Origin of the sequence: Falsochrobactrum tianjinense (assembly GCF_019100495.1) — a bacterium.
Taxonomy (GTDB): Bacteria; Pseudomonadota; Alphaproteobacteria; order Rhizobiales; family Rhizobiaceae; genus Brucella; species Brucella tianjinense.
Genome location: NZ_JAHRVA010000001.1, coordinates 710,747 through 736,562 on the forward strand (window position 1 = coordinate 710,747; position 25,816 = coordinate 736,562).

Here is a 25,816-nt window from a genome sequence, read left to right on the forward strand (position 1 = left end):
CTTTCATTTGAAGGCGGTGTGTCCCCAAGGCGGAGTATCCGATGAGTTTCTTTCCATGCCCCGATCCCATTCTTGGTGACAAGACGACCGTGGATGCCATTGAAACTTTGGTCATTCCGCGCACCAGCGATATTGGCGGGCTGGAAGTGCGCCGCGCCCTGCCGACCGTGCGCCGCCGTCTGGTTGGGCCGTTCATCTTCTTCGACCGCATGGGACCGGCGATACTGCGCGACGGTGAGGCGTTGGATGTACGCCCGCATCCGCATATCGGTCTTTCGACCGTGACCTATCTCTTTGATGGGCACATCCGTCATCGCGACAGCCTCGGCACGGAAATGGTCATCAGGCCCGGCGACGTGAACCTGATGACGGCTGGTCGCGGTATCGTGCATTCCGAGCGTTCGCCGGAAGAGGAGCGCAATGGTCCGTTATCGATCTCCGGCGTGCAGACCTGGCTGGCGCTTCCCGAACCGCTTGAGGAAATCAATCCGGAATTCTTTCACACCAATGCGCCTGATCTGCCCCTGATGGAGGACCGCGATTTTTCCGGTCGCCTGATCATCGGTTCGATGTACGGCGTGTCGTCGCCGGTCGTCCAGCACGCCGAAACGCTCTACGCGGATATTCGCATCAATCCGAACGGACGTTTTCACATTCCGCCCACCACGGAAGAACGTGCGATCTATACGCTGAGTGGCAATGTCGGCATTGCTGGCGAGGTGTTTCCGCCGGACCGCCTTCTGGCTTTCCGCCCCGGTGACGATATTGTAGTGCAGGCTGGCCCTGAAGGCGCGCATATCATGCTTTTTGGCGGCGCAGCACTTGGCTCGAAACGCTATATCTGGTGGAACTTTGTCTCATCATCCCGGGAGCGTATAGAACAGGCCAAGGAAGAATGGCGCACGGGCCGCTTCGATATTGTGCCCGGCGACGAGAACGATTTCATACCTTTGCCGGAATAGACTTCTATTCCAGCGAAAGCACATTGGCTTCCGTGTGCCGTTTCCGCAAAATCGGTCCCCGCTTTTGCGAGGCATGCGTTAGGCTTGATCTCGGCCCCCAGATTGTTATAGGGCCTTTCATACCGCATTTGGTTTCAGTCCCAATAAAACAGATAGGCTATTGCGATGTCCCGCCCCTCAACTCCACTGCTCGACAAGGCGCCGACCCCGGATCGCCTGCGCGCATTGCCGGAATCGGACCTGCCGCAGCTGACTCAGGAATTGCGCGCCGAACTGGTGGATGCCGTATCGACCACCGGCGGGCATCTGGGCGCGGGGCTTGGTGTGGTTGAACTGACGGTTGCGTTGCATCACGTCTTCGATACGCCGCATGACCGCATCATCTGGGATGTCGGCCATCAGGCCTATCCGCACAAGATTCTGACCGGCCGCCGCGACCGCATCCGCACGCTTCGGCAGGAAGGGGGGCTTTCGGGCTTCACCAAGCGCGCGGAAAGCGAATATGACCCGTTTGGCGCGGCGCACTCTTCCACGTCCATTTCCGCCGGTCTCGGCATGGCGGTGGCCAGCGACCTTTCCGGCGAAAAACGCAATGTGATCGCCGTCATCGGCGATGGTTCCATGTCGGCGGGCATGGCCTATGAGGCGATGAACAATGCCGGAGCGCTGGATGCGCGGCTGATCGTGATCCTCAACGACAATGATATGTCCATAGCGCCGCCAACCGGCGCGATGAGCGCCTATCTGGCGCGCCTCGTTTCTGGCCGCACTTATCGCAGTGTGCGCGAAGCCGCCAAGCAGGTGGCGCAGAAACTGCCGAAATTCCTTCAGGACAAGGCTCGCAAGTCGGAAGAATATGCCCGCGCTTTCTTCACTGGCGGCACGCTGTTCGAAGAGCTGGGCTTTTATTATGTCGGCCCTATCGACGGGCACAATCTCGACCATCTTCTGCCAGTGCTCAAAAATGTTCGCGATACGCAGAAAGGCCCGGTGCTGATCCATGTCGTGACGCAGAAGGGCAAGGGCTATGCTCCCGCCGAAGCTGCTGCGGACAAATACCACGGCGTCAACAAGTTCGACGTCATCACCGGCAAGCAGGCCAAACCGCCTGCGAATGCACCGAGTTACACCAAGATATTCGGCACCAGCCTGATCGAGGAAGCACGCCACGACGACAAGATCGTCGCCGTCACCGCCGCCATGCCCACAGGCACCGGGCTTGATCTTTTCGGTGAAGTGTTCCCGAAGCGTACGTTCGATGTGGGCATTGCCGAGCAGCACGCCGTCACCTTTGCCGCCGGCCTTGCCAGCGAGGGGTTCAAGCCGTTCTGCGCCATCTACTCGACCTTTTTGCAGCGCGGTTACGATCAGGTCGTGCATGATGTGTCGATCCAGAATCTGCCCGTGCGCTTCCCCATCGACCGCGCCGGTCTGGTGGGCGCCGATGGCCCGACCCATGCTGGTTCGTTTGATACGGGCTTTCTCGCAGCCCTGCCGGGCTTTGTGGTTATGGCCGCTTCCGACGAGGCGGAGCTGCGCCATATGGTGCGCACTGCTGCCGAATATGACGAAGGCCCGATCTCGTTTCGCTATCCGCGCGGAGACGGGGTAGGCGTCGATCTGCCGGAGCGCGGATCGCTGCTTGAAATCGGCAAGGGCCGCATCGTGCGCGAAGGCACAAAGGTTGCGCTGCTGTCGTTTGGCACCCGATTGCAGGAATGTCTTGCCGCAGCGGAAGAATTGGGCGCTGCCGGTCTTTCCACCACGGTTGCGGACGCCCGCTTCGCCAAGCCGCTCGATCACGATCTGATCCGCCGTCTGGCGCGCGAGCATGAAGTGCTCGTCACCATCGAGGAGGGCGCAGTCGGCGGCTTCGCTTCGCATGTGCTGCAATTCCTCAGCTCTGACGGTCTTCTGGATCGCGGCCTGAAAGTGCGCGCGCTGACCTTGCCTGATACCTATCAGGATCACGGCAAGCCCGACGCCATGTATGCCGGCGCCGGCCTGGATCGTGCCGGTATTGTGCATACGGTTTTTGCCGCTCTCGGACGCGAGGAAATCGCGGCGCCGTTCCGCGCCTGATTTCATGAACGGCCAGTCCGCCGATAAAAGCCCGCGCCTTGACCAGTTGCTGGTGGAGCGCGGCCTGTTTGCGACGCGCTCCCGCGCCCGCGATGCGATCCAGCGCGGCACGGTCAAGGTGGATGGCAAGGCTGTCACCAAGCCGGGGCAGACGGTGGCGCGTGATTGCGCGCTTGCCGTGGATGACCCGGCGAGCGCTTATGTATCGCGGGCCGCGCTGAAGCTTATTGCAGCGCTCGATCATTTCAATCTTGACGTTGAGGGCCGCACGGCGCTCGATATTGGCGCGTCAACGGGCGGCTTCACACAGGTGCTGCTGGAGCGCGGCGCAAAGCATGTACTCGCCATCGACGTCGGTCACGACCAGTTGCATGAAAGCCTGCGCAGCGACAATCGCGTGACCAACAGGGAAGGCGTCAATGCCCGCGCGCTGGAGTTTGTCCACCTTGATGGGCGTGATGTCGATTGCGTGGTGTCGGATGTCAGCTTCATCTCGCTGAAGCTCGCGCTGCCCCCGGCATTGGCCTTCGCGCAAAAAGGTGCTATCTGCGCGCTTCTCGTAAAGCCGCAATTCGAGGCCGGACGTGAGGCCATCGGCAAAGGCGGCATTCTGCGTGATCCCGCGCAGGGCGAACGCATTGCAGAAGAACTGAAATCATGGCTTGAGACGCAGCCTGGCTGGTGCGCTTTGGGTCTGTGTCCGTCGCCCATCGAAGGCGGTGACGGCAACCGCGAATATCTCCTGGCAGGAAAGAAGAACAAATGACGACGCCAAAGATGGTGCAAACAACAATCCGCTCGATAGGTGCGGGCGGCGATGGCGTCGCCAATCTCCCGGACGGCCAGATTTATGTGCCTTTCACGCTGCCCGGTGAACGGGCCAATGTGGCGCGCGAGAAAAACCGTGCGACGCTGATGGCGCTGCTGGAGTCCTCGCCCGAGCGGCAGGCCGCCGCTTGCGAGCATTTCGAAGCCTGCGGCGGCTGCGCCCTGCAACATTGGCAGGACGAGCCCTATCGTCTGTGGAAGCGTGAACTGGTGGTCTCGGCGCTCAAGGGCAGGGGCCTCGATGTGGAGGTGGACCCGCTGCTGGCCTGCGCGCCGCGCTCGCGCCGCCGTGCCGTATTTGCCGTCCGCAAGACCGAGCGCGGCATGCTGCTCGGCTTCAACCGGCATTTGAGCCATGAAATCATCGATATCGTCGAATGCCCCGTCACGGTGCCGGAGATCATCTCGCGGCTGGACGATCTGCGGGATGTGGGTGCCCTGCTCGCGCCCGGTTCCAAACCGTTCAAACTGGCCGCCACGCTGACGGAATCCGGCCTCGACCTTGCAGCGAGTGATTGCGGCAAGCTCACCGACGAGCAGCGCCGCGCCCTGACGGCGCTGGTCATCAAGAAGGGTTTTGCACGCCTCTCACATGAGGGCGAAATCATCGTTGAGCCGAAAAAGCCGCTGATCCATTTCGGCAAGGTTCCGGTTCCAGTTCCGCCCGGCTGCTTCCTGCAGGCGACCGCCGACGCCGAAGAGGCGATGGTTGCGCTGGTGCTCGCTCACACGGGCAAAGCCAAGCGCGTGGCCGATCTTTTCTGCGGCGTCGGCACTTTCGCGCTGCGCATTGCGGAAAAGAGCGCTGTTCATGCGATTGAAAACGATGCACCGGCTCTTGCCGCGCTTGATCGCGGCATTCGGCATGTGCAGGGCCTGAAGCCGGTCTCGGTCGAACGGCGCGACCTGTTTCGCCGTCCGTTGCTGCCGCGCGAGCTGACACCTTACAACGCGGTCGTGTTCGACCCGCCGCGTGCCGGTGCTGAGGAGCAGGCATTGGAGCTCGCCAAATCCAAGGTCGAGAAGGTTGTCGCGATTTCGTGCAATCCGGTGACGCTTGCCCGCGACCTTTCCATTCTGGTGAAGGGCGGCTACCGCATCACGCGCGTCACGCCGATTGACCAGTTCCTCTGGTCTCCGCATGTCGAAGCGGTGGTGACGTTGGTAAAGAAGTAGCCCTTTTACCTGCCAACCTCACATCTTCTCGATAATCGCCTGGTCGCCTTCATGCGCCCTGCCATTGGCGGCGAGAATGGCGGGGACGATGTCTTCCGCCTTGTCGATTACCAGCGGCTGAACCTGATGCGCGGTGTGAAGGAAGCCTTCCGCGCGCATATGGTCGAGCAGGGACAGCATAGGCTGCCAGAAATTGTTGATATTGGCGAAGACCATCGGCTTTCGATGCTTGCCGAGCTGTGCCCAGGTCATCATTTCCACGATTTCTTCCACCGTGCCGATGCCGCCGGGCAGCGTGACGAATGCATCCGACTTCTCGAACATCAGATGCTTGCGCTCGTGCATGTCGTCAACCACAATCAGCTCGGTCAGCTGTTCGGCCTTTTCGAGGCTGGCTTCCTTGTCGAGCAGGAAGGTCGGGATGATGCCGGTGACTTCGCCTCCGGCCTCCATCACGCCTTGCGCGACCGCGCCCATGATGCCACGCGTACCGCCGCCGTAGACAAGGCGCACGCCGTGTTCGGCAATGGAGCGACCAAGCGCCACGCCAGCTTCACGATAAATGGGGTTCAGGCCCGTTGAAGAGCCGCAGTAAACACAAATGGATCGAATCTGGGACATGTTGTTTTTTTGAGCCTTTAGCGCGCAAGCGTCAAGCATCCAGAAGCCGCAAAAGCATGGTTTGCGGGTGGACATTCCGGCTGGGCCGTATATCTGGAGAAGCAGGAATTTGATAGGGAGTGGAACGTCTCATGAAAAAATGGATTTTGCTGCTGGGGCTTTCATTGGCCACTTCGACGGCTGCGGCGGGAGAAATCACCATTGCACTGCCGGACGATGTGGAGGTGACCGTCAATTCAGTTCTCTATCAATGCGGCGAGCAGAATATCGCCGCGACCTATCACAATGCAGGCGATATTTCGCTGGTGGAACTGGAAATGGAAGACCAGACGATTGTTGCGGCCAATGTGATTTCGGGTTCGGGTGCGCGATATGCGGGCGGAATTTACATCTGGTGGACCAAAGGCGAAACCGCCGATCTTTATAACCTGATCGAAGATCCAGAACAGGAAAAGCCTGTAAGCTGCGTAGAAGAATAACTTTCCAGCAGATTTCTTGTCGGTTGAAGAAAAAACAGATAAAGCCGATAATATAATAATCTGATGTGGATTTCGAAGCGAAATGCAAAAGTACAGCTATGGGTTGCTCGGCTTTCTGCTCGTCCTCGTTCTGGGCGGCGGGGCGCTATATTGGTCTTCGCTGATGCCGCCGGCTGAAACGCCGAAGCCGGACGCAGCATCTGTGGCCACGCCCCAGCAACCCGTAGAGGAAAAGCCTGCCGAACCACAGGAACCTCTCGCATCTCAGCAGCCCGTGCAGGCCGAGGCGGAGCCGCAAAATGCCGATGCGCAGGCGCAGGCTGCAAACGAGGCGCCTGACACAGCAATCGACACGGCAACTGGCACGGCAACAGTTCCCGCCTTCGATATTCTGCGCGTCGAGCCGGACGGCTCGGTCGTGATTGCCGGGCGTGCGGCCCCCAATGCCGATGTCGATGTGGTCGCCGGTTCCAAAGTGCTGGGCACGACCACGGCCGGTGAAAACGGAGATTTCGCCGTTGTTCTCGATCGCGCCCTGAAGCCGGGCGATCACCAGCTTGTGCTGCGCGCCAGCGGCGCGGGGGCAAATGTTGCCACCTCCTCGCAGACAGCGATCGTATCCGTGCCGGAAAATTCCGGCGGTCAGGTACTTGCCCTGGTGGAAGAACCTGGACAGGCGAGCCGCCTCATCACAAGACCGGAAGGCGAAACGCAACCGGCACCAGCGCCTGCAACCGGCGCGCAAACGCCATTGACGCCCGGCGCGGCTGAACAGGCAAAGCCCGAGCCGCAGGCTTCATCTGTTGCCGATATTCCCATTGCCATTGAAGCTGTCGAGATTGAAGGCCAATCAGTCTTTGTGGCGGGCAGCGCCAAAGGCGCGAAGGGCGACGGCAATAGCGTGACCGTGAAGGCCAATGAAATCCTGCTTGGCTCCAGCACGGTTTCACCCGAAGGCCGCTTTCTGGTGCAAAGCCAGAAGCTGCTGGCCGTGGGCGATTACATCATCCGCGCTGATCTGCTGGACGCTAGCGGTCGGGTGATCGCAACGGCGCGCGTGCCCTTCCGGCGCGTGGCAGGCGAGAATATCTCGGCAATAGCGTCGGGGGTAAGCGGACAGGCCGAAGAGGTACAGGATCCTGCGTCTCCTGCCGCACTGCAAAAGGTCGAGGGCTCGGTCATTATCCGCCGCGGCGACAATCTCTGGACCATTTCCAAGCGCACCTATGGCAAGGGCACGCGCTACACGACGATCTATCTTGCCAATCGCGATCAGATTCGCAATCCAGACCTGATCTGGCCGGGACAGGTTTTCGTTATGCCACAGGAGCCGCTGCCGGACGCGGAAGTGCAGCGCCGCTTGCACGAATCCGTAAACTGACAGGCTGGTTTTTTTCTGAAACATGGGTTGCGAGAAAAATTCTCCGCCATATGTTGATGTCACGGGAACAATCGTATATCGTCGATATACGATGAATGTTTCAGTTGAGAAGCAATCCGAGGTCCTTGAAAAGGAGCGCGGTGTGGCGATAGACGATGATGATGCCGCGCGCATTTATGCAGCGCTGGGTCATCCCGTGCGCGTCGCCATTCTCAGGCAGTTGATTTTGGAAGAAGCTTGCTGCTGCAAGGATATTGTTGGTCGGCTTGATCTGGCTCAGTCTACCGTTTCGCAGCATCTCAAAGTGCTGGTGCAGACGGGGCTTATCGACTATCGACCGGAGCGTCAGACCTCTCGTTATAGCGTCAACCGGCCTCAGCTCCATGCTATTTGCGACCATTTGACTGCGCTCACGACCAATTGCTGTAGCGCTGTTTGACTTGAAAGAACATAACTATGAGTTCCCCCAAGACGGTTTCTGCTGATTCCGGCGAGACGCTTAGAACATTGCGCAATTTATGGCCCTATATGTGGCCGTCCGACCGCCCCGATCTGCGCATGCGGGTCGTATGGGCGACGGTGTTTCTGGTCTTTTCGAAGATCGTTCTGATCCTCGTTCCCTATTTCTTCAAATGGGTGACGAATGCGCTCAATGGGCAGCTTGATGCGCCCGATTACATACCGCTGTTCCTCATTGGCGCGGTCATGCTGGTACTGGCCTATAATGGCGCCAAGATCGTGCAGGCGGGCCTCAATCAGTTGCGAGATGCGCTTTTTGCCAGCGTTGGCCAATATGCCGTGCGCCAGCTCGCCTATCGCACCTTCGTGCACATGCACCAGCTTTCGCTACGCTTTCATCTGGAAAGACGCACTGGTGGGCTTTCGCGGGTTATAGAGCGCGGTACCAAGGGCATTGAAACCATTGTCCGTTTCACCATTCTTAACACGCTGCCGACCATTCTGGAATTCGCGCTGACCGCGATCATCTTCGCTTTCGCCTATGGAATATCCTATCTCCTGGTGGTGGCGGCGACGGTGTGGGCCTATACGTGGTTCACCATCAAGGCGAGCGACTGGCGTATCAATATTCGCCGCGAGATGAACGATTCCGATACCGACGCCAATACCAAGGCCATCGATTCGCTGCTCAATTTCGAGACGGTCAAATATTTCGGCAACGAGGCCATGGAGGCTCGGCGCTTCGACGGGGCGATGGCGCGTTACGAAAAGGCCGCGACGCAGACCTGGACTTCGCTTGGCTGGCTCAATTTCGGGCAGGCCGTGATTTTCGGCGTCGGCATGGCCGCCGTCATGGTCATGTCGGCGCTGGAAGTACAGAAAGGTACGCAGACCCTTGGTGACTTCGTTTTCATCAACGCGCTTTTGATGCAGCTTTCGATCCCGCTCAATTTCATTGGCTTCATCTATCGTGAAATCCGGCAGGGTCTCACCGATATCGAACAAATGTTTGACCTGCTCGATGTCAAGCAGGAAGTCGTGGACAGGCCGGGTGCACAGGACCTGCGAGTGGACAAGGGTGCGATCCGCTTTGAGGACGTGCATTTCGCCTATGATCCCAGCCGCCCGATCCTTAAAGGCATAAGCTTTGACGTTCCGGCTGGCCATACGGTGGCTATTGTCGGTCCGTCAGGCGCGGGAAAATCGACTATCTCGCGGCTGCTTTTCCGTTTCTATGATATCCAGTCGGGCTCGATCACCATTGACGGGCAGGACCTGCGCGGCGTTCGCCAGGAAAGCCTGCGCAAGGTGATCGGCATGGTGCCGCAGGATACGGTGCTGTTCAACGACACTATCTCCTATAATATCCGTTATGGCCGCACCGATGCGAGCGAAGAGGATGTGGAAAGGGCAGCCGAGCTGGCGCAGATTTCCGGCTTCATCAGCCATCTGCCCGAGGGCTACCAGTCGATGGTCGGCGAGCGCGGCCTGAAACTTTCCGGCGGCGAGAAGCAGCGCGTGGCCATAGCCCGCACCATCCTCAAGGCGCCGCCGATCCTGATCCTCGACGAGGCAACTTCGGCGCTCGATACCGCGACCGAACAGGAAATCCAGTCGGCACTCGATATTGTCAGCCGCGGCCGCACCACATTGGTGATCGCTCACCGGCTATCAACAGTGATTGGTGTCGATGAGATCATCGTGCTGAAAGACGGTATGATTGCCGAACGCGGCAACCATAGAGAGCTCCTGCGACATGGTGGGCTTTATGCTTCGATGTGGGATCGCCAGCGTGAAGCCAGCGAGGCCGAAGAGCGCCTGCGCAAGGTGCGTGAAAATGATGATATGGGTGTGGTCCTGCGCGGCACACCTGCGGCTGAATAATCAAATCCAACTGTAGTCACATCCAAAAGTCTAACAGTATACCTTGCTCGTAAAGGTAGTATATTTGAGCTTTTGGAGGTGATGATGCTTTTACATTATAATTTTCCATTTGGGCCTGTCCCGGAATCTCTTTTTGAGGGCCTGTTAAACCAACGACGGCAGATGTTGAACATGGGGTTGGATGATAGTCCAACAATGCTTGAACGCGGGCCACAAATTTTTATAGCGGATAATGTTGAGCGCGCGACGTGGCGTGGTAGACAGGGCTTCTACACAAAAAGATATATTGAAAACGTAAGGAGCGGGTTTAATGGGGCGTCTAATATAAAAATTGGGAGTTTTGATGAGGTTGGTGTAACAAAGTCATTTACGTTTTATGATGAATATCATGGGGCCCCACGATTTAATATAGTCGCGCATGGCTCTCCTGGTGGCGGTCGAATATGGTTTGACGGCATCCCGTACGATGCACAAAAACCTATCGAAATTGCTACTGCCGCTAAACAAGAAAGAGATTTTTCCTCCATACGACTTCTCACTTGCTATGGCGGGGAGGGTGGAGAAGAGTCCTTGGCCTTCAAAATATCACAGCATATGCATACTCCTGTAAAAGCTTACAAGGGAAAGGTCTTGGGCAGCGCTCTCAGAGCGAACCCGAAGGACATTCAGGAAAAGGGTGCCGTCAAAGCGGCCACAGCATTAGAAAGAACCGCAGAGGGGATGACTCTGGGGCGGGTTAAGATCGTCAAGGAAATTGAAAATGGGCAATTCATGGCTAACGACGAAGGATCAGTCCTCGTAGGTGCAGAATTTTTTGATCTTTGAGACAGGAATTGCCTATGGCGCAGAGGTTAGTTGAAGAAGATCAGCGCTCACACATGCCGTTATGTGCTTGATCGCCGCTGACAGCCGTGAATAAACTGCGAAACTGTTTCTGATTTCGGGCGGGATGGGGTAAATACGGCGAAACGCGAGGAATATGCGATGAGCCTGTCTGATACTATCCGTAATACGTTCGTGCCGATCCACCGGGAAGGCTATCCTTTCATAGCGGCGTTTTTCGTGGTTTCGCTCATTCTGGGCTGGCTGTGGGAACCGCTGTTCTGGATCGGCTTGGTTCTGACCGTATGGTGCATCTATTTTTACCGCGACCCCGAGCGCATTACTCCGATTGATGACGATCTCGTCATCAGCCCTGCCGATGGCAAAGTGTCCTTTGTCGGGTTTGCCGTGCCTCCCGCAGAGCTCGATTTGGGGGCCGAACCCCTGATGCGCGTTTCGGTGTTTATGAACGTATTTTCCGTGCATATCAACCGTGCCCCGGTGCGTGGGCGTATCGAAAAGATCGTGCACCGCCCCGGCAAATTCCTCAATGCCGAGCTTGACAAGGCCAGCACCGATAATGAGCGCAACAGTGTCCTGCTTGACACTACGCATGGCAAGGTCGGTGTAGTGCAGATTGCAGGTCTGGTGGCGCGCCGCATCGTCTGCTGGTCGCGCGAAAGCGATAGCCTTTCGGTGGGCGAGCGCTTCGGGCTCATTCGCTTCGGTTCGCGGGTGGATGTCTATCTGCCTGCCGGTGCTGCAGTGCGGGTCGCCGTTGGCCAGACGGCGATTGCGGGCGAAACTGTGCTTGCCGAATTCGGCAACGTGCGCGCCGAACCTGTCGTGCGGGTTGCCTGAACCGATGGAAACACCTTTCCCGCCCTTTGAGCCGAATGGCCGCGCGGATTCCTCGCGCGGCCCCAAGCTTTCGCAGATACCGCTGCGTATCGTTATTCCCAATGTCATCACCGTCCTTGCGATCTGCGCCGGCCTGACCGGGGTTCGCCTTGCGTTCGAGCATCGTTTCGAGATGGCCGTGGTGATGGTGCTGGTCGCAGCCTTCCTCGACGGTGTTGACGGGCGTGTCGCACGCATGATGAAAGGCTCGTCCAAATTCGGTGAGCAGATGGATTCGTTGGCCGATATCGTCAATTTCGGCGTCGCCCCGGCGCTGGTTCTCTATGCCTTTGTGCTTGATGAGGCGCGTTCCTTTGGCTGGATTGCAGCCCTTCTTTACGCTATTGCCTGCTGCCTGCGTCTGGCGCGCTTCAATGTGATGCTGGAAGATGCCAACCGCCCGACATGGCAGAACAACTATTTCATCGGCGTTCCCGCACCGGCGGGAGCCATGCTGGTTCTGTTGCCGGTCTATCTTGGTTTTCTGGGGCTTACGCCAGGCAAGTGGCTGGCTTACGGCGTCGCGGTCTATACCGTCGCCATCGGCTTTCTTCTGGTCAGCCGCCTACCGGTCTATAATGGAAAGACCGCCGGAAGCCTGATCCGCCGCGATTTCGTGGTGCCGCTGATCCTGCTCGTCGTCGCCTATGTGGCCTTCTTGATGAGCTTTACCTGGTACACGCTCACCCTTACGGCGCTGGCCTATGTGGCCCTTCTGCCCGTCAGCCTGATGGCGTGGAACCGCCGCGATGCGGCGGATCGCAAGGCGGCACAAGAGGCCGAAACGTCCTCAGACAAAAACTGACGGCAGCCGATCTTCGATGAAATCGACGCGCTTCTTGACCGATGACTTCGGCAGGAGCGCGACTTCATATCCAAACCGGCGATAGGTCTTTTCCATCGCCTCGAAGGTTCGTACGGCTTCATCGAAATTCTGTTTGCGCTCGGCATCCTGCGCGAAAATCTCCGCCCATGGCGGGGCGAGAAATACCGTTCTGTTATATCGAATCCGGCTCGCTGCTTCCTCTATATGCGAGGGCACCGGTAGTCCGCACAGTGTCAGATAGCCGATGACGTCAGGCACGCCGCGGTCGAAAAACACAGGCCCTTCAAGATGCTGCGCAAGCATGTGCGACCGCATTTCCCATGAGAGCATCAGCTCGGCAAAAAGCGCACGGTCGGCCCAGGGCAGGGCGGGGCCGTTGATGGCGACCTGATCCTGTATGATGGCGCGCCCTGCTTCTTGCGTGCGTGCGAAACCTTTGCGTTCCAAAGCGTCGATCAGCGTACTTTTGCCCGATCCGGGCCCGCCGCTGACGACAATAAAGCGCTGGTGATTTTTGGTCATAAGGCATCCAATGGCAAAGTGAAATGCGCGCCAAACCAGTCAGCGCGTGATGAATAGTTCTGAAAGGGGAGAAGGGACGCTGAAAAAATGAGCCGCAAGACGGCAACAGCATCAGCCCGAAAATCGTAATTGATTTTCGGAAAGCACGCACGGCGCTCTACGCGGGAAGATCAATCAATAAATAGAACCGGCCCTGCTTATAGGCAAGGCCGGAAGAAATAAATCAGCTTGGCAAGTGGTAGTCGAGGAAGCGGTCCTGACGCACATCGAACAGCTTTCCGGTGACACCGAGCGCCGGATCGGCGAGCTTTACGATCTTTTCTGCGACCGATTGCGGCGTGGGCAGGGTATCGGGGTCTTCGCCCGGCATCGCCTGCGCGCGCATGGCGGTGCGGGTTGCGCCCGGATTGACCGAATTGACTCTGAGCTTCATCTGCTTTGTTTCTTCGGCCCAGCTTCGCGCCATCACTTCCACCGCAGCCTTGGAAGCTGCATAGGGCGCCCAGAAAGCACGGCAGGAATGGGCAACACCCGATGAAAGCAGGATTGCGCGGCCCGCATCGGAGGCGCGCAGCAGCGGGTCGGTCGAGCGGATCAGCCGCCAAACGCTGGTGACATTGACATTCATGACCTTTTCGAAGGTCTTGGCTTCGACATGGCCGATGGGCGAGATCGTGCCCAGTACGCCCGCATTGGCGACCATGATGTCGAGCTTGCCCCAGCGCTCATGAATGGAGCCGCCCAGACGGTCGATGGCTTCCATATCGGTGATGTCGAGTGGCACGAGCGTGGCATTGCCGCCGATCTTGCGGATATCGTCGTCAAGTTCTTCCAAGCCCCCGACCGTGCGCGCAACCGCGATCACATGCGCGCCGCGCTTGGCGAGTTCGAGCGAAAGGAAATAGCCAATACCGCGCGATGCGCCCGTTACCAAAGCCAGCCGGCCTGTAAGGTCGATAGTCATTTCTGTCCCCGGATTACCTGTTGAAAAAGGCGAGGCGGCCTTTGGGGCCGCCTGCGTGAATGATGACGATCAGCCGTTGGAGGCGAGAAGCGACAATGTATGCACATTGCTTTCGCCTGCCTGATCAAGAAGGCGGGTCGGATATTCACCCGTGAAATAATGGTCAGTGAAGGCGGGAGCCTTCGGATCACGCGGCTTCCCGCCCACGGCCCGGTAAAGCCCGTCAATGGAAAGGAAGGCCAGCGAATCCGCGCCGATGTAGCGGCACATGGATTCGAGATTTTCGTGCTGGTTGGCCAGCAGCTTGTCGGCGTGAGGCGTATCGATGCCGTAAAAATCCGGATGATAGATCATCGGGCTTGCAACACGAATATGCACTTCCTTCGCGCCCGCATCGCGGATCATCTGCACGATCTTGACAGAGGTCGTGCCGCGCACGATGGAATCATCCACCAGCACCACGCGCTTGCCTTCGATCATGGCGCGATTGGCCGAATGCTTGAGCTTCACGCCAAGCGCGCGAATCTGCTGCGTCGGCTCGATGAAGGTGCGGCCCACATAGTGATTGCGGATGATGCCATATTCGAACGGAATACCGCTGGCCTGTGCATAGCCGAGCGCGGCGGGTGTACCGCCATCGGGCACCGGCACGACGACATCGGCTTCGACACCGGCTTCCGCTGCCAGATTGATGCCCATATTCTTGCGCGCGACGTAGATGCTGCGTCCGCCGACAACCGAGTCGGGTCGGGCGAAATAGACATATTCGAACAGGCACAACCGTTCGGGCTGCGGGTTTTCCGGCTTGATAGATTCCGTGGTGATGGAACCGTCTTTCTGAATTTCGCAGACGATCACTTCGCCATTCTCGACGTCGCGCACATAGGTCGCGCCGATAATATCGAGAGCGCAGGTCTCCGAACAGAAGATCGGCTTGCCGTCGAGTTCGCCCATGACGAGCGGGCGGATGCCGGTTGGGTCACGCGCGGCGATGAGCTTGGTGCGGGTCAGCGCCAGCATGGCGTAGCCGCCCTCGACCTGACGGATCGCATCCACGAAACGGTCCGACGACGAGGTGAAGCGCGAACGTGCGATCAGGTGCAGCACGACTTCCGAATCGGAAGTGGCCTGAAAGATCGCGCCCGACGCGATGAGCTGCCTGCGCAGCGTGATGCCGTTGGTGAAATTGCCGTTATGCGCAATGGCGATGCCGCCGACTTCCAGCTCGGCGAAAAGCGGCTGCACATTGCGCAGGATCGTTTCGCCGGTAGTGGAATAGCGCACATGGCCCATTGCGCGGTTGCCGGGCAGGCGGTGCAGCGTTGCAGGGTCGGTGAAGTGGTCGCCGACCAGTCCCATATGCCGTTCGGAATGAAAACGGCGGTGATGATAAGAAACGATACCCGCTGCTTCCTGACCGCGATGCTGAAGAGCGTGTAGCCCCAGCGCAGTCAAAGCGGCGGCGTCCTCATGGCCGAGAATGCCGAATACACCGCACTCTTCATGCAGCGTGTCATCGTCCAGCGAAAAGGACGTCTCATCATGCGATTGTTGGAACATTGTCCGCAAGGCCTTTCGATTGCGGGTTGTTAAAAGCAACCTTTACATGAAAGGGCGCTTTTTTGAAAGCAATCCCTTGCACGCGGCATGGTCTCCCCCGCTATATAAGACTTATTGAGGCTAAAAACAGACATAACCGGCAGCTTGGGCTGCCGGTCGGTAAAATTGCATTTCGGATCAGTTCGCAGCCGGTGTGTCGTCGGGCACGGGCGTTTCAGTCTGGCCTTCAGGTGTGGCTGGGGCTTCCTGTCCGGTCCTGAATTTCTTGATCGCCGATTCCGGATCGGCGGGCAGCAGGTCGATGAGTTGCTGCCCGAAGGAATCGAGCATCGGCTTGGATTTGGCATTGCTGACCCATGCCGGCTGATTGGCCGGAACGAGCCAGTTGAAAAACAGCATGGCGACCACGACCAGAAGAACGCCGCGCGCAGCCCCGAACAGAAAGCCCAGCGTGCGGTCGAGCGCACCGATGCGGCTGTCGATGATGAAATCGGCGATTTTCATGGTAATCAGCGAAACGACGATCAGAACCACAAGGAAAACCGCGCCTGCGGCGGCGATCTTGGCGATGGTCTCGTTGCTGATATAGGGCTGCACAAAGGGCAGGACCGGCATGTAGAACAGGTAGGCAGCTACCGCCGCCGCTGCCCATGATACCAGCGAAAGCACTTCGCGGGAAAAACCGCGCACCATCGCCAGAACGGCCGAAACCAGCGTTATCCCAAGTAAAATTCCATCAAGCATGGTAATCGGCATTCTGGCCTGTCCTCAATCTGGGGGCGTCCGGCGTGTCTTTCGGTCTGCCGGGCGGTCAAACTTGCCGGAATATAACATGGGAAGGTTGACGAAATCTTCCATTGTCAAATCCCATTAAATTCGGGGTCTGCAACCCGCAGGCTACAGATAGTGCTTATTTTTTGCCCGGACCCGATGCAGCGATGCGCGCAACGAGATCGGACAGGGCGGTGGTTTCCATAAGGCCGAAATCGCGGTCTTTCCACAATTCGCGGCTTCCGCCGGGCACCACTGCTTGCTGGAAGCCGAGCTTTTCTGCTTCCTTGAGCCTCTGTACTGCATGTGACACCGCACGAACAGCACCGGAAAGGCTGATCTCGCCGAAATAAACACAATCTGCGGGCAGGGCAAGACCGGCCATCGATGAAACCAGCGCCGCAGCCACTCCAATATCGGCAGCCGGCTCGCTGATGCGATAACCGCCAGCCACATTGAGATAGACATCATGGTTCCCAAAACGCACCCCGCAATGCGATTCGAGAACGGCAAGGATCATGGCGAGACGGCTGCCGTCCCAACCCACGACCGCCCGGCGCGGCGTGCCCAGCGAGGAGGGGGAAACCAGCGCCTGTATCTCGACCAGAACGGGCCTTGTGCCTTCCATGCCTGCAAAGACCGCAGCGCCCGGCGCCTTGGCGTTGCGCTCGCCCAGAAAAAGTTCTGATGGATTGGAAACTTCGCGCAGGCCCCCATCCGACATTTCAAACACGCCGATTTCGTCGGTCGGGCCGAAACGGTTTTTCACTGTGCGCAGGATGCGATATTGATGCCCGCCTTCGCCCTCAAAATAAAGCACGCCATCGACCATATGCTCGACCACGCGCGGACCGGCGATCTGCCCGTCCTTGGTGACATGGCCCACCAGCACCACGGCGGCACCCGTCTGCTTGGCATAGCGGATCATCGCCTGCGCCGAAGAGCGCACCTGCGTCACGGTGCCGGGAGCCGAATCCGCCATATCCGTCCATAGCGTCTGGATGGAATCGATAATGACGAGATCGGGCCGCTTGCCATCGGAAATGGTTGCGAGAATGTCCTCGACATTGGTTTCTGCTGCAAGCTCCACGGCGCTGGATGCCACGCCCAGACGCTGTGCGCGCAGCCTGATCTGTGCCACGGCTTCTTCGCCCGACACATAGACGACGCGATGGCCGCGATTGGCAAGGGCTGCTGCGGCCTGCGTCAGAAGGGTGGATTTGCCGATGCCCGGATCGCCGCCGATCAGCACCGCTGAGCCGCGCACGAAGCCGCCGCCCGTCACCCGGTCAAGCTCGCTGATGCCCGAAACGATGCGCGGCGCATCTTCTATGTCGCCCGAAAGCGAGGTGAGCGCCACCGCGCGGCCCTTGCGTTTGCTCAGCATGGAGCCAGGGCCGGAGCCGATCCCGCTATTGGTGCCTTCCTCGACAAGCGTATTCCACTCGCCGCACGAATCGCATTTGCCGCTCCAGCGCGAATGCACCGCACCGCAATTCTGGCAGATGAACTGAACGCGCGACTTGGCCATGCTTCCCCGATTCTGCTTTTGCAGAATCTGTGGTAAATGAGAACAAAACAGGAATCAAGAGGCTGAGGCCCAGTGGCTTTCATTGTCCCGCATTTTCACTCAAGACAAAAGAGAATCAGCCCGTTATAGCGGGCGGATGAAAAAGGAATTTTTGTCAGGCACGCGCGTGATGATACCGCTGATTGCAGCCGTCATCCCCATCGGGGTGATCTATGGCGCGGTCGCGGCAGGCAAGGGGCTTTCGACGCTCGAAGTGGTGTTGATGAGCGCTCTGGTCTTCGCGGGCGGTTCGCAATTCGTGGCGATGGATATATGGACCCATCCCGCAAGCTGGACGGCGGTGGGCTTCGCGGCTCTCCTCGTCAATTTGCGCCTTGTGCTTATGTCGGCCTCGATCAGCCCCCACATCGGGCAGTTCACCGGCTGGCGCAAATATGCGGCGATCCTGTTTCTCACCGATGAAATATGGGCGATTGCGGAATTGAAAGCGCGCGAAGGCAGGCTGACGCCGATCTGGTATGCCGGTATTGCGCTGCCCTTTTATGCGGCATGGGTGCTGTCGTCGCTGTTTGGCGCGCTTGTCGGCAACACGCTGGGCGATCCGGCCTTGATCGGGCTGGATTTCGCCTTTCCGGCGGTCTTTATCGTCCTGATGATGAATTTCTGGAAGGGACGGCGCACGGGTGCGGTGCTGCTGGCCAGCGCAATTGCCGCAATCGCTGCTCATCAATTGCTCGGCGGCGTCTGGTATATTGCAGCCGGCGCGCTTGCGGGTCTTGCCGTCGCCATGGTCCACGAACCAGCCGCACAGGAGGAAAACGCGCCATGATGCTCGATTTTTCCACGCTGATCGCCATTCTCGCCATGGCCATAGCCACGGCATTGATCCGGCTTTCGGGGCTTGTGATGATGCGCTATGTCAAATTGTCGGCACGCGCGCAGGAAGCGCTGACAGCCATTCCGCCCGCCGTACTGATGGCGGTGGTTGCGCCTACCGCGCTGATGACCGGCGCAGCCGAAACGATCAGTTGCGCCATCACTGCATTCGCCGCTCTGCGCCTGCCATTGCTTGGCGCAACCGCGCTCGGCGTTGCCTGCGTTGCGCTGCTGCGGTTTCTTGGTTTTTAAAAAAACCTATTCGTATTGTTCGGGCAGGTAGGAACCCTCGGCCAGATCGGCAAAGCGCGTATATTCGGCCTGGAAGGCGAGCTTGACGGTGCCGGTCGGTCCATGGCGCTGCTTGGCAATGATGACATCGGCCGTGCCGCGCACTTTTTCAAACTGCTGCCGCCATTCTTCGTATTTCGGATCGAATTCGTCGCGCGGTTCGAGATTCTTGACGTAATATTCCTCGCGAAACACGAACAGCACCACGTCGGCGTCCTGCTCGATGGAGCCCGATTCACGAAGGTCGGAAAGCTGCGGGCGTTTGTCGTCGCGGCTCTCCACCTGACGAGAGAGCTGTGACAGCGCAATGATGGGAACATTGAGTTCCTTGCCGAGCGCCTTGAGGCCAGTGGTAATTTCGGTGATTTCCTGCACGCGGTTCTGCGATGACGCCTTGGACGAGCCGGTCATCAGCTGCACATAGTCGATCACCAGTACGTCGAGGCCGCGCTGGCGCTTGAGACGGCGCGCGCGCGCCGCAAGCTGTGCAATGGAAATGCCGCCGGTCTGGTCGATATAGAGCGGGATTTTCTGCATGACCTGCGAACAGGCGACGAGCTTCTCGAAATCGGTTTCGGTAATATCGCCGCGGCGGATTTTCGATGAGCTGACTTCCGTCTGCTCGGAAATGATACGGGTGGCGAGCTGTTCCGCCGACATTTCCAGCGAGAAGAAGCCAACCACGCCGCCATTCTTGGCCTTTATCGATCCATCCGCCTGCTGCTCGGACTCATAAACGCTTGCAATATTGAAGGCGATATTGGTTGCAAGCGAGGTTTTACCCATGCCCGGACGTCCTGCCAGAATGACAAGATCGGAGGGCTGCAAGCCGCCCATCTTGTTGTCCAGCGCATGGATGCCCGTGGAAATGCCCGACAGATGGCCGTCGCGCATGAAGGCGGCATTGGCCATGTCGACGGCGGTTGTCACTGCATCCTTGAACGGCTGGAAGCCGCCATCGTAACGGCCTGTTTCGGCAAGCTCGAACAGGCGGCGCTCGGCGTCCTCGATCTGTTCCTGCGGGGCATTGTCGACCGGGGCGTCATAGGCGACATTGACCATGTCCTCGCCAATGCCGATCAGCGCGCGGCGCGTCGCAAGATCATAAATCGCGCGGCCATAGTCCTCGGCATTGATGATGGTGACGGCCTCGGTGGCAAGACGCGCGACATATTGGAAAACCGTCAGATCGCCGATCTTGCCCTCATTGGGCAGGAAGGTCTTCATCGTGACCGGATTGGCCATCTTGCCGACGCGGATCAGATCGGTCGAGATTTCATAAATGCGCCGGTGCAGCGGCTCAAAGAAATGGGTTGGCTTGAGAAAATCCGAAACCCGGTAGAAAGCGTCATTATTGATAAGGATTGCGCCCAAAAGCGCCTGCTCCGCCTCAATATTGTGAGGAGCCTCGCGATAAAGCGTGTCCTTTTGATCGCGCATATCGTCGAGTTTGCGTAATGCCGCTTCCGCCATGATTCTCTGATCCTGTCCCTGATCCTTTCAGCTAGCGCCTAAGTGGCGTCAAAGGCAACGCCGCCTGGCCCAAGTTTTGCTGAAAGAGGGAAAGCATACCATGATTCACAGTCATCCACAGAGCGGAGGAAACCACGCACAATATGTTCTTGACGTGCGCTGGCGCACATCAGGCTTTTATGCTTTTCCTTGCTGATTCCGTTTCGCTGTTTGCTCCCTTGGGGGCGCTGTCGAGGCGCTTGAGCCGCTTTTCCTCCGCTTCGATATAGTTGCGGGTTAGCGGTACGGACTCCTGCTTGTGGGCGATCTGGATATGGAAGACCATCATGTTCTGCCAGCGGAAGGCGCTTTCGGAGGCGGCCAGATAAAACTCCCACGTGCGGCAGAAGCGTTCGTCATAAAGCGCTTTGGCCCGATCGCGATTTGCCATGAAGGCCTTGCGCCACTCTTTGAGCGTTTCGGCATAATGCAGCCGCAGGATTTCGATGTCGGTCACGTAAAGCCCGGCTTTCTCGATATGCGGCAGTACTTCCGAAAGCGCGGGAATATAACCGCCGGGGAAGATATATTTGCGGATAAAGGGATTGGTTGCGCCGGGACCGTCGGCACGACCGATGGCGTGCAGCATAAAAATGCCGTCAGGCTTCATCAGCCGCGCCGCATGCTCGAAATATTCGGCGAAATGACCCACGCCGACATGCTCGAACATGCCGACCGAGACAAGCCGGTCGAATTTGTCATCGATCTTGCGATAGTCGGTAAGTTGAAAATTCGCGCGGTCGGCAAGTCCTTCTTCGGCTGCACGCTTGTTGGCGATGGTATATTGCTCTTCCGAAAGCGTGACCCCCGTTACATTGGCCTTGAGGAAGCGGGCGAGATAAAGCCCCATTCCGCCCCAGCCGCAGCCGATATCGAGAACCTTGTGCCCCTCTTTAAGGAGAAGCTTTGCTGCAATATGGCGCTTTTTGGCAAGCTGCGCTTGTGGCAGCGTTGCGTTGGGCGGATCGAAATAGGCGCAGGAATATTGCTTGTCGGGGTCGAGGAACAGATCGTAAAGCTCGCCCGAAAGATCGTAATGACTTTTAATGTTGTTGGACGAGCGGGTGAGCGTATTCATCTGCTGGAAGCGGCGGAACAAAATGCGTAGATGCCCCATCGCCCGCATCCACGGCTCTTTTGCCGCTGTGGGGCCGGTATTTTCAAAGACGATCTGGAGCAGCGTGTAAATGTCGCCTTCCAGAAAATCGATCTCACCATCCATGAAACATTCAGCGAGCTTGAGTTCGGGATTGAAGGCAACCGCGCGCTCGGCATGGGCGGAATTGAAGCGGATGTGTACGGGCGTGCCGGTTTTGTCGCCATAGGAGAACCGTGCACCGTCCGCATCAGTGACCGCGAGGTCGCCGGTTTTGATCATATGGTTGAGAACAACACGCAATGTCCCATTCATTGCCCCATCTCCCTTCTGGGGATTGAAGCAGTGCATACATTCATGTTGCATGACAGGCGGTTTTCAATGCCAGTGCAGCATGAATGTTCCCTTCAGCACCTCTCCAATCTTGAACCTGTAATAGTACTGATATGAAGAATAGGCACTTTTCCCGTTCTGGAAAGAGAAAAAGCCCGGCAGAGGCCGCCGGGCTTGATCATATAAAGTTTACTACCGTTGGAAGCATGCCTTAAAAGGCCAGGCTCCCGATGACCTGAGAGGCGATTATGCCTCTTCTTCGCCTTCAGCTTCTTCGTCTTCGTCGAAATATTCTTCGGCAAGCGGCTGTTCTTCGATGCCGTAGATGGCTTCGATGGTGGTCAGGTCTTCACCCTTTGACTGACGTTCGGCTTCTTCGGTCGAACGGGCAATGTTGATCGCAACCGTCACTTCGACTTCCGGATGCAGAGAAATGACGATCTGATGCACACCGATGGTCTTGATCGGGTGGTTCAGTTCCACCTGGTTGCGGTGCAGGCTGAAACCGTTTTCAGTAACGATTTCGGCAATGTCGCGGGTTGAGACAGAACCGTAAAGCTGGCCGGTTTCACCAGCCGAACGCACGACGACGAAACTTGTGCCATTGAGCTTTTCAGCAACGGCATCGGCTTCCTTCTTGCGTTCCAGGTTCTGGGCTTCGAGCTGTGCGCGCTGGCCTTCGAACTTCTTCTTGTTGGCTTCATTGGCGCGCAGCGCCTTGCCCTGCGGCAGCAGGAAATTGCGTGCATAGCCGTCCTTGACCTTGACGGTTTCGCCCATCTGGCCGAGACGGCCAATACGTTCCAGAAGAATGACGTCCATTGGAGTTTCCTTTCGAGTTTTAATTTGGTCTAATGAGTGCCGGATTCCGGCATTTTCGAAACGGGTGCGCCGCGCGATGTGTCGAAAAGCCCGAAAACCATGAAAACAAAAAGCAGGAATGCGAAAAGCAGGATCGCCACATAGACGAACCACAGTACCACCGGGCGCCACGCCTTGCCGCGTGTGCGCTGATGGAAAATCGCAAGTCCCGCCATCATGAAACCGGCGCTCAACGCACCGGCGACAACGGTCGCAATCACGCCGGCTGTGCCGGGGAGGAAAGCGACCGCGAGAGCGACCGCAAAGACTAAAAGCGCCTGGCGCGGCATACGAAGCGTCGAGGGCCAGTCGTCACGCGGGCGGCGCAGGCGGCCCGACAGGGCAGTGAGCCGCAGCGCCAGATAGAGATTGCCGACCAGAATGGCCACGCAGGTTGCGGGCTGGATCGCAGGCAATGCGATCATCAGCAGGGCTGTGACACTCTGCCGCATTTCGTCGCCGGGGGTGAATTGCGGATCGGCTTCGGCAATCCGGTCGATCAGTGCGCTTGCCAGTTCCCCGACCATATCAGGCCCGAAACCGATGATTGCGCCGATGACGATGAAGCTGGCTGCGACCATGAGGGCCAGACGGAAAGTGATATCCGAAAGCGGATACCACACCATCACGTCCTTAGGGCCGCCCAGTTCGTCGGCGGGACGCGCGAGTCCGGACAGGTAGGCGCCGACCGCAGCCGGAATATAACTCGTCAGCGCCATTAGCAGCGCCGCCATAGGTACCGCGAAAATACCAACTGCGATTGTGGCAATGGCTGCGGCGAGAATACCCGCGCTCGAACCCCAGCCAAGCGCTGCGGCGAAAATAGGCAATGGCGTGAGGAAATAGAGTACCATCGCCAGGCCCGATTGGGTGATGACGCCGGACGACATCAGAGCCGAAGCAAGCCCCGCCACTATGCCGACACCGATGATGGCTCCATTGAATCTCATATTCTCGCTGTCCTGCTCCGGCTTTGCCGGTTTTGCAGTTAGAGGCGGCGATCAGGCGCTGCACCTCAACTTGGGGTTTTTAATACTGCGCTGCGCCCACCGCAACGCAGGACAGGAGGCGGGAAACCGCCCCCTGCAATTCTTCTTACTTTACGATGTAAGGCAGTAGGCCGAGGAAACGGGCGCGCTTGATCGCCTTGGCGAGTTCGCGCTGCTTCTTCTGGCTGACAGCCGTGATACGGGAAGGAACGATCTTGCCGCGCTCGGAAATGTAGCGCTGCAAAAGCTTGATGTCCTTATAATCGATCTTCGGCGCGTTGGAGCCGGAGAACGGGCACGTCTTGCGACGGCGATGGAAAGGACGGCGGGTCGGGATCTGATTGATATCAACCATGATTATGCTCCTTCACCAGCTTCATTGTCGCGCGGACGGCGCGGGCCGCGATCACCACGGTCGCCGCGATCGAAGCCGCCTTCGCGCGGACGGCGCGGGCCACGATCATCATCGCGGTCGCGACGGTCGTCACGGCGCGAAAGCATGGCCGACTGGCCTTCTTCAAGCTCTTCCACGCGGATGGTCATGAAGCGCAGAACGTCTTCATTGATGCGCATCTGGCGTTCCATTTCGGCAACGGCTGCTGCCGGAGCGTCGATGTTGACGAGCGTGTAATACGCCTTGCGATTCTTCTTGATGCGGTAGGTGAGGGGACGCAGACCCCAGCTTTCGACCTTACCGACTTTGCCGCCATTAGCTTCGAGAACACCCTTGAACTGTTCGACGAGAGCGTCGACCTGCTGCTGGGAGATGTCCTGGCGGGCAAGAAGCACATGTTCATAAAGAGCCATTGGCTTTGCCTTTCTTCTTCTGTTGCATCATGCCAGACACCAACGGCTAAGCCTCTGCGACTTCTCTTTTGCCGGAAAACCGGAGAAGAAAGGACGCGCAACTTGAGACGGTCGAGAGCGGAGACACGGGAGGAGAAGCGCTTTAGACTTCACGGACCAAAGATCCGGCCCTCCGTTCAGCCCCCAGCTGATGCCAAGCACGAACGGGCCGCTCATTACGTGTTTTTCCCCCGGTTTGCAAGCCGCATATCGTGCAAAAACCGACAAATACTTGACTTTCCGACCCTGACTGGGGCACATCGCGCCAAATAATTGCGAGAAACGAGGCATTCATGGCGGTAGCATTTACCTTTCCTGGGCAGGGCAGTCAGGCAGTGGGCATGGGCAAGGCTCTGGCCGAACAGTTTGCGGAAGCGCGCGCCGTTTTCGATGAAGTGGACGCAGCACTTGGCGAAAAGCTTTCCGCTACCATGTTCGAGGGCCCCGAAGACGTGCTGACGCTCACCGCCAATGCGCAGCCCGCGCTGATGGCGGTTTCTATTGCAACCGTGCGCGTGATGGAAGCGCGCGGCTTCTCGCTCAAGGACAAGGTTTCCTATGTCGCTGGCCATTCGCTCGGCGAATATTCAGCCCTTTGCGCGGCTGGCACCTTCTCGTTGGCCGACACCGCGCGTTTGCTGCGCATTCGCGGTAATGCCATGCAGAAAGCAGTTCCTGTGGGCGAAGGCGCGATGGCTGCGATCATCGGTTTGGAGCATGGCGACGTCCAAGCCATCTGCACGGAAGCTCGGGCGTCGGGTTCGGTTCAGATCGCCAATGACAATGGCGGCGGACAGCTTGTGATCTCAGGCTCGAAGGCAGCGGTCGAACTGGCTGCTTCGCTTGCGTCAGAAAAGGGCGCAAAGCGCGCCATCATGCTGCCGGTTTCCGCTCCTTTCCATTCAACCCTGATGGCGCCTGCCGCCGAGGCCATGCGCGAGGCGCTGGCGGCGGTCGAGAAACGCAATCCGGTCGTGCCGCTGATCGCCAATGTGCGCGCCGCCCCGGTGACCGATGCCAGCGAGATCACCGATCTTCTGGTGGAGCAGGTGACGGGCCAGGTGCGCTGGCGCGAAACCGTGGAATGGTTCGCGGCCAATGGCGTCACAACACTTTATGAAGTAGGTTCTGGCAAAGTTCTGACTGGTCTTGCGCGGCGCATTTCCAAGGATGCGACTGGCGTGACCGTAGGTTCAGCCGAAGAAATCGATGCAGCTCTCGCTGCGCTTAATGCTTAAAAGGAT

At 58.2% G+C, this 25,816-nt stretch carries 26 protein-coding genes; 14 read left to right on the forward strand and 12 right to left on the reverse strand.

Annotated features, from left to right (window positions below):
- Positions 1 to 41 precede the first annotated feature (41 nt).
- From KUG47_RS03335 to KUG47_RS03350, 4 genes are all read left to right on the forward strand, one after another.
- Positions 42 to 962, forward strand: coding sequence for a pirin family protein (locus tag KUG47_RS03335; protein WP_185917598.1), 921 nt, complete (start codon positions 42 to 44; stop codon positions 960 to 962).
- Positions 963 to 1,127: 165 nt separating this feature from the next.
- Positions 1,128 to 3,044, forward strand: a complete 1,917-nt coding sequence (gene dxs / locus KUG47_RS03340; protein WP_217676509.1) for a 1-deoxy-D-xylulose-5-phosphate synthase — start codon at positions 1,128 to 1,130, stop codon at positions 3,042 to 3,044.
- A gap of 4 nt (positions 3,045 to 3,048) precedes the next feature.
- A complete protein-coding gene (locus tag KUG47_RS03345; RefSeq protein WP_217676510.1) occupies positions 3,049 to 3,810 on the forward strand; it encodes a TlyA family RNA methyltransferase in 762 nt (253 codons plus the stop codon).
- Complete coding sequence (locus KUG47_RS03350; RefSeq protein ID WP_217676511.1) at positions 3,807 to 5,048, forward strand: class I SAM-dependent RNA methyltransferase; 1,242 nt, start codon at positions 3,807 to 3,809, stop codon at positions 5,046 to 5,048. The genes KUG47_RS03345 and KUG47_RS03350 overlap by 4 nt, the downstream gene beginning before the upstream one ends.
- An 18-nt stretch (positions 5,049 to 5,066) precedes the next feature.
- Here KUG47_RS03350 and KUG47_RS03355 read toward each other — a convergent pair whose 3' ends face one another.
- On the reverse strand, positions 5,067 to 5,669 hold the full coding sequence (locus KUG47_RS03355) for an LOG family protein (protein ID WP_185917602.1): 603 nt from the start codon (positions 5,667 to 5,669) through the stop codon (positions 5,067 to 5,069).
- A gap of 131 nt (positions 5,670 to 5,800) precedes the next feature.
- On the opposite strand from KUG47_RS03355, the gene KUG47_RS03360 reads away from it, so the two are divergent.
- The 7 genes from KUG47_RS03360 to pssA all read left to right on the forward strand — a co-directional run bounded on the left by KUG47_RS03360 (position 5,801) and on the right by pssA (position 12,399).
- Positions 5,801 to 6,148: an MliC family protein gene (locus tag KUG47_RS03360; protein ID WP_217676512.1), complete on the forward strand. Its 348-nt coding sequence runs from the start codon at positions 5,801 to 5,803 to the stop codon at positions 6,146 to 6,148.
- An 82-nt stretch (positions 6,149 to 6,230) separates the two neighbouring features.
- Positions 6,231 to 7,529, forward strand: coding sequence for an Ig-like domain-containing protein (locus KUG47_RS03365; protein WP_217676513.1), 1,299 nt, complete (start codon positions 6,231 to 6,233; stop codon positions 7,527 to 7,529).
- Positions 7,530 to 7,620: 91 nt separating this feature from the next.
- On the forward strand, positions 7,621 to 7,968 hold the full coding sequence (locus KUG47_RS03370) for an ArsR/SmtB family transcription factor (RefSeq protein ID WP_217676514.1): 348 nt from the start codon (positions 7,621 to 7,623) through the stop codon (positions 7,966 to 7,968).
- A gap of 17 nt (positions 7,969 to 7,985) precedes the next feature.
- Complete coding sequence (locus KUG47_RS03375; RefSeq protein ID WP_217676515.1) at positions 7,986 to 9,872, forward strand: ABCB family ABC transporter ATP-binding protein/permease; 1,887 nt, start codon at positions 7,986 to 7,988, stop codon at positions 9,870 to 9,872.
- A gap of 81 nt (positions 9,873 to 9,953) precedes the next feature.
- A complete protein-coding gene (locus KUG47_RS03380; RefSeq protein WP_217676516.1) occupies positions 9,954 to 10,697 on the forward strand; it encodes a hypothetical protein in 744 nt (247 codons plus the stop codon).
- 90 nt (positions 10,698 to 10,787) lie between these two features.
- Positions 10,788 to 11,555, forward strand: coding sequence for a phosphatidylserine decarboxylase (locus KUG47_RS03385; protein ID WP_340162784.1), 768 nt, complete (start codon positions 10,788 to 10,790; stop codon positions 11,553 to 11,555).
- A gap of 4 nt (positions 11,556 to 11,559) precedes the next feature.
- The gene (gene pssA, locus KUG47_RS03390) at positions 11,560 to 12,399 is read left to right on the forward strand and encodes a CDP-diacylglycerol--serine O-phosphatidyltransferase (RefSeq protein ID WP_217676518.1); all 840 of its coding nucleotides are present in this window, start codon (positions 11,560 to 11,562) and stop codon (positions 12,397 to 12,399) included.
- Here pssA and KUG47_RS03395 read toward each other — a convergent pair.
- The 5 genes from KUG47_RS03395 to radA all read right to left on the reverse strand — a co-directional run bounded on the left by KUG47_RS03395 (position 12,385) and on the right by radA (position 17,768).
- Positions 12,385 to 12,942, reverse strand: a complete 558-nt coding sequence (locus KUG47_RS03395; RefSeq protein ID WP_217676519.1) for an AAA family ATPase — start codon at positions 12,940 to 12,942, stop codon at positions 12,385 to 12,387. The genes pssA and KUG47_RS03395 overlap by 15 nt on opposite strands.
- 223 nt (positions 12,943 to 13,165) lie before the next feature.
- Positions 13,166 to 13,906: an SDR family NAD(P)-dependent oxidoreductase gene (locus KUG47_RS03400; protein ID WP_217676520.1), complete on the reverse strand. Its 741-nt coding sequence runs from the start codon at positions 13,904 to 13,906 to the stop codon at positions 13,166 to 13,168.
- 69 nt (positions 13,907 to 13,975) lie between these two features.
- A complete protein-coding gene (purF, locus tag KUG47_RS03405; RefSeq protein ID WP_217676521.1) occupies positions 13,976 to 15,466 on the reverse strand; it encodes an amidophosphoribosyltransferase in 1,491 nt (496 codons plus the stop codon).
- A gap of 177 nt (positions 15,467 to 15,643) precedes the next feature.
- Entirely contained in the window at positions 15,644 to 16,222 is a 579-nt protein-coding gene (locus KUG47_RS03410; RefSeq protein ID WP_217676522.1) for a CvpA family protein, read from the reverse strand.
- A gap of 154 nt (positions 16,223 to 16,376) precedes the next feature.
- The gene (radA, locus tag KUG47_RS03415; protein ID WP_217676523.1) at positions 16,377 to 17,768 is read right to left on the reverse strand and encodes a DNA repair protein RadA; all 1,392 of its coding nucleotides are present in this window, start codon (positions 17,766 to 17,768) and stop codon (positions 16,377 to 16,379) included.
- A gap of 136 nt (positions 17,769 to 17,904) precedes the next feature.
- Here radA and KUG47_RS03420 point away from each other — a divergent pair, with 136 nt between their 5' ends.
- Complete coding sequence (locus KUG47_RS03420) at positions 17,905 to 18,597, forward strand: AzlC family ABC transporter permease (RefSeq protein WP_217676524.1); 693 nt, start codon at positions 17,905 to 17,907, stop codon at positions 18,595 to 18,597.
- Complete coding sequence (locus KUG47_RS03425; RefSeq protein WP_217676525.1) at positions 18,594 to 18,896, forward strand: AzlD family protein; 303 nt, start codon at positions 18,594 to 18,596, stop codon at positions 18,894 to 18,896. The genes KUG47_RS03420 and KUG47_RS03425 overlap by 4 nt, the downstream gene beginning before the upstream one ends.
- Before the next feature lie 6 nt (positions 18,897 to 18,902).
- Here KUG47_RS03425 and KUG47_RS03430 read toward each other — a convergent pair whose 3' ends face one another.
- The 6 genes from KUG47_RS03430 to rpsF form a co-directional block, all read right to left on the reverse strand.
- On the reverse strand, positions 18,903 to 20,408 hold the full coding sequence (locus KUG47_RS03430) for a replicative DNA helicase (RefSeq protein WP_217676526.1): 1,506 nt from the start codon (positions 20,406 to 20,408) through the stop codon (positions 18,903 to 18,905).
- A 169-nt stretch (positions 20,409 to 20,577) separates the two neighbouring features.
- A complete protein-coding gene (locus tag KUG47_RS03435) occupies positions 20,578 to 21,858 on the reverse strand; it encodes a cyclopropane fatty acid synthase (RefSeq protein WP_217676527.1) in 1,281 nt (426 codons plus the stop codon).
- A 264-nt stretch (positions 21,859 to 22,122) separates the two neighbouring features.
- Positions 22,123 to 22,698, reverse strand: coding sequence for a 50S ribosomal protein L9 (gene rplI / locus KUG47_RS03440; protein ID WP_217676528.1), 576 nt, complete (start codon positions 22,696 to 22,698; stop codon positions 22,123 to 22,125).
- 29 nt (positions 22,699 to 22,727) lie between these two features.
- Positions 22,728 to 23,687 (reverse strand): DUF2232 domain-containing protein, encoded by a 960-nt coding sequence (locus KUG47_RS03445; RefSeq protein WP_217676529.1) that lies wholly within the window; start codon positions 23,685 to 23,687, stop codon positions 22,728 to 22,730.
- 145 nt (positions 23,688 to 23,832) lie between these two features.
- On the reverse strand, positions 23,833 to 24,081 hold the full coding sequence (gene rpsR / locus KUG47_RS03450; protein WP_217676530.1) for a 30S ribosomal protein S18: 249 nt from the start codon (positions 24,079 to 24,081) through the stop codon (positions 23,833 to 23,835).
- Positions 24,082 to 24,083: 2 nt separating this feature from the next.
- Positions 24,084 to 24,533, reverse strand: coding sequence for a 30S ribosomal protein S6 (rpsF, locus tag KUG47_RS03455; RefSeq protein ID WP_217676531.1), 450 nt, complete (start codon positions 24,531 to 24,533; stop codon positions 24,084 to 24,086).
- 332 nt (positions 24,534 to 24,865) lie between these two features.
- On the opposite strand from rpsF, the gene fabD reads away from it, so the two are divergent.
- Positions 24,866 to 25,810, forward strand: coding sequence for an ACP S-malonyltransferase (gene fabD / locus KUG47_RS03460; protein ID WP_217676532.1), 945 nt, complete (start codon positions 24,866 to 24,868; stop codon positions 25,808 to 25,810).
- The last annotated feature ends 6 nt before the right edge of the window (positions 25,811 to 25,816 follow it).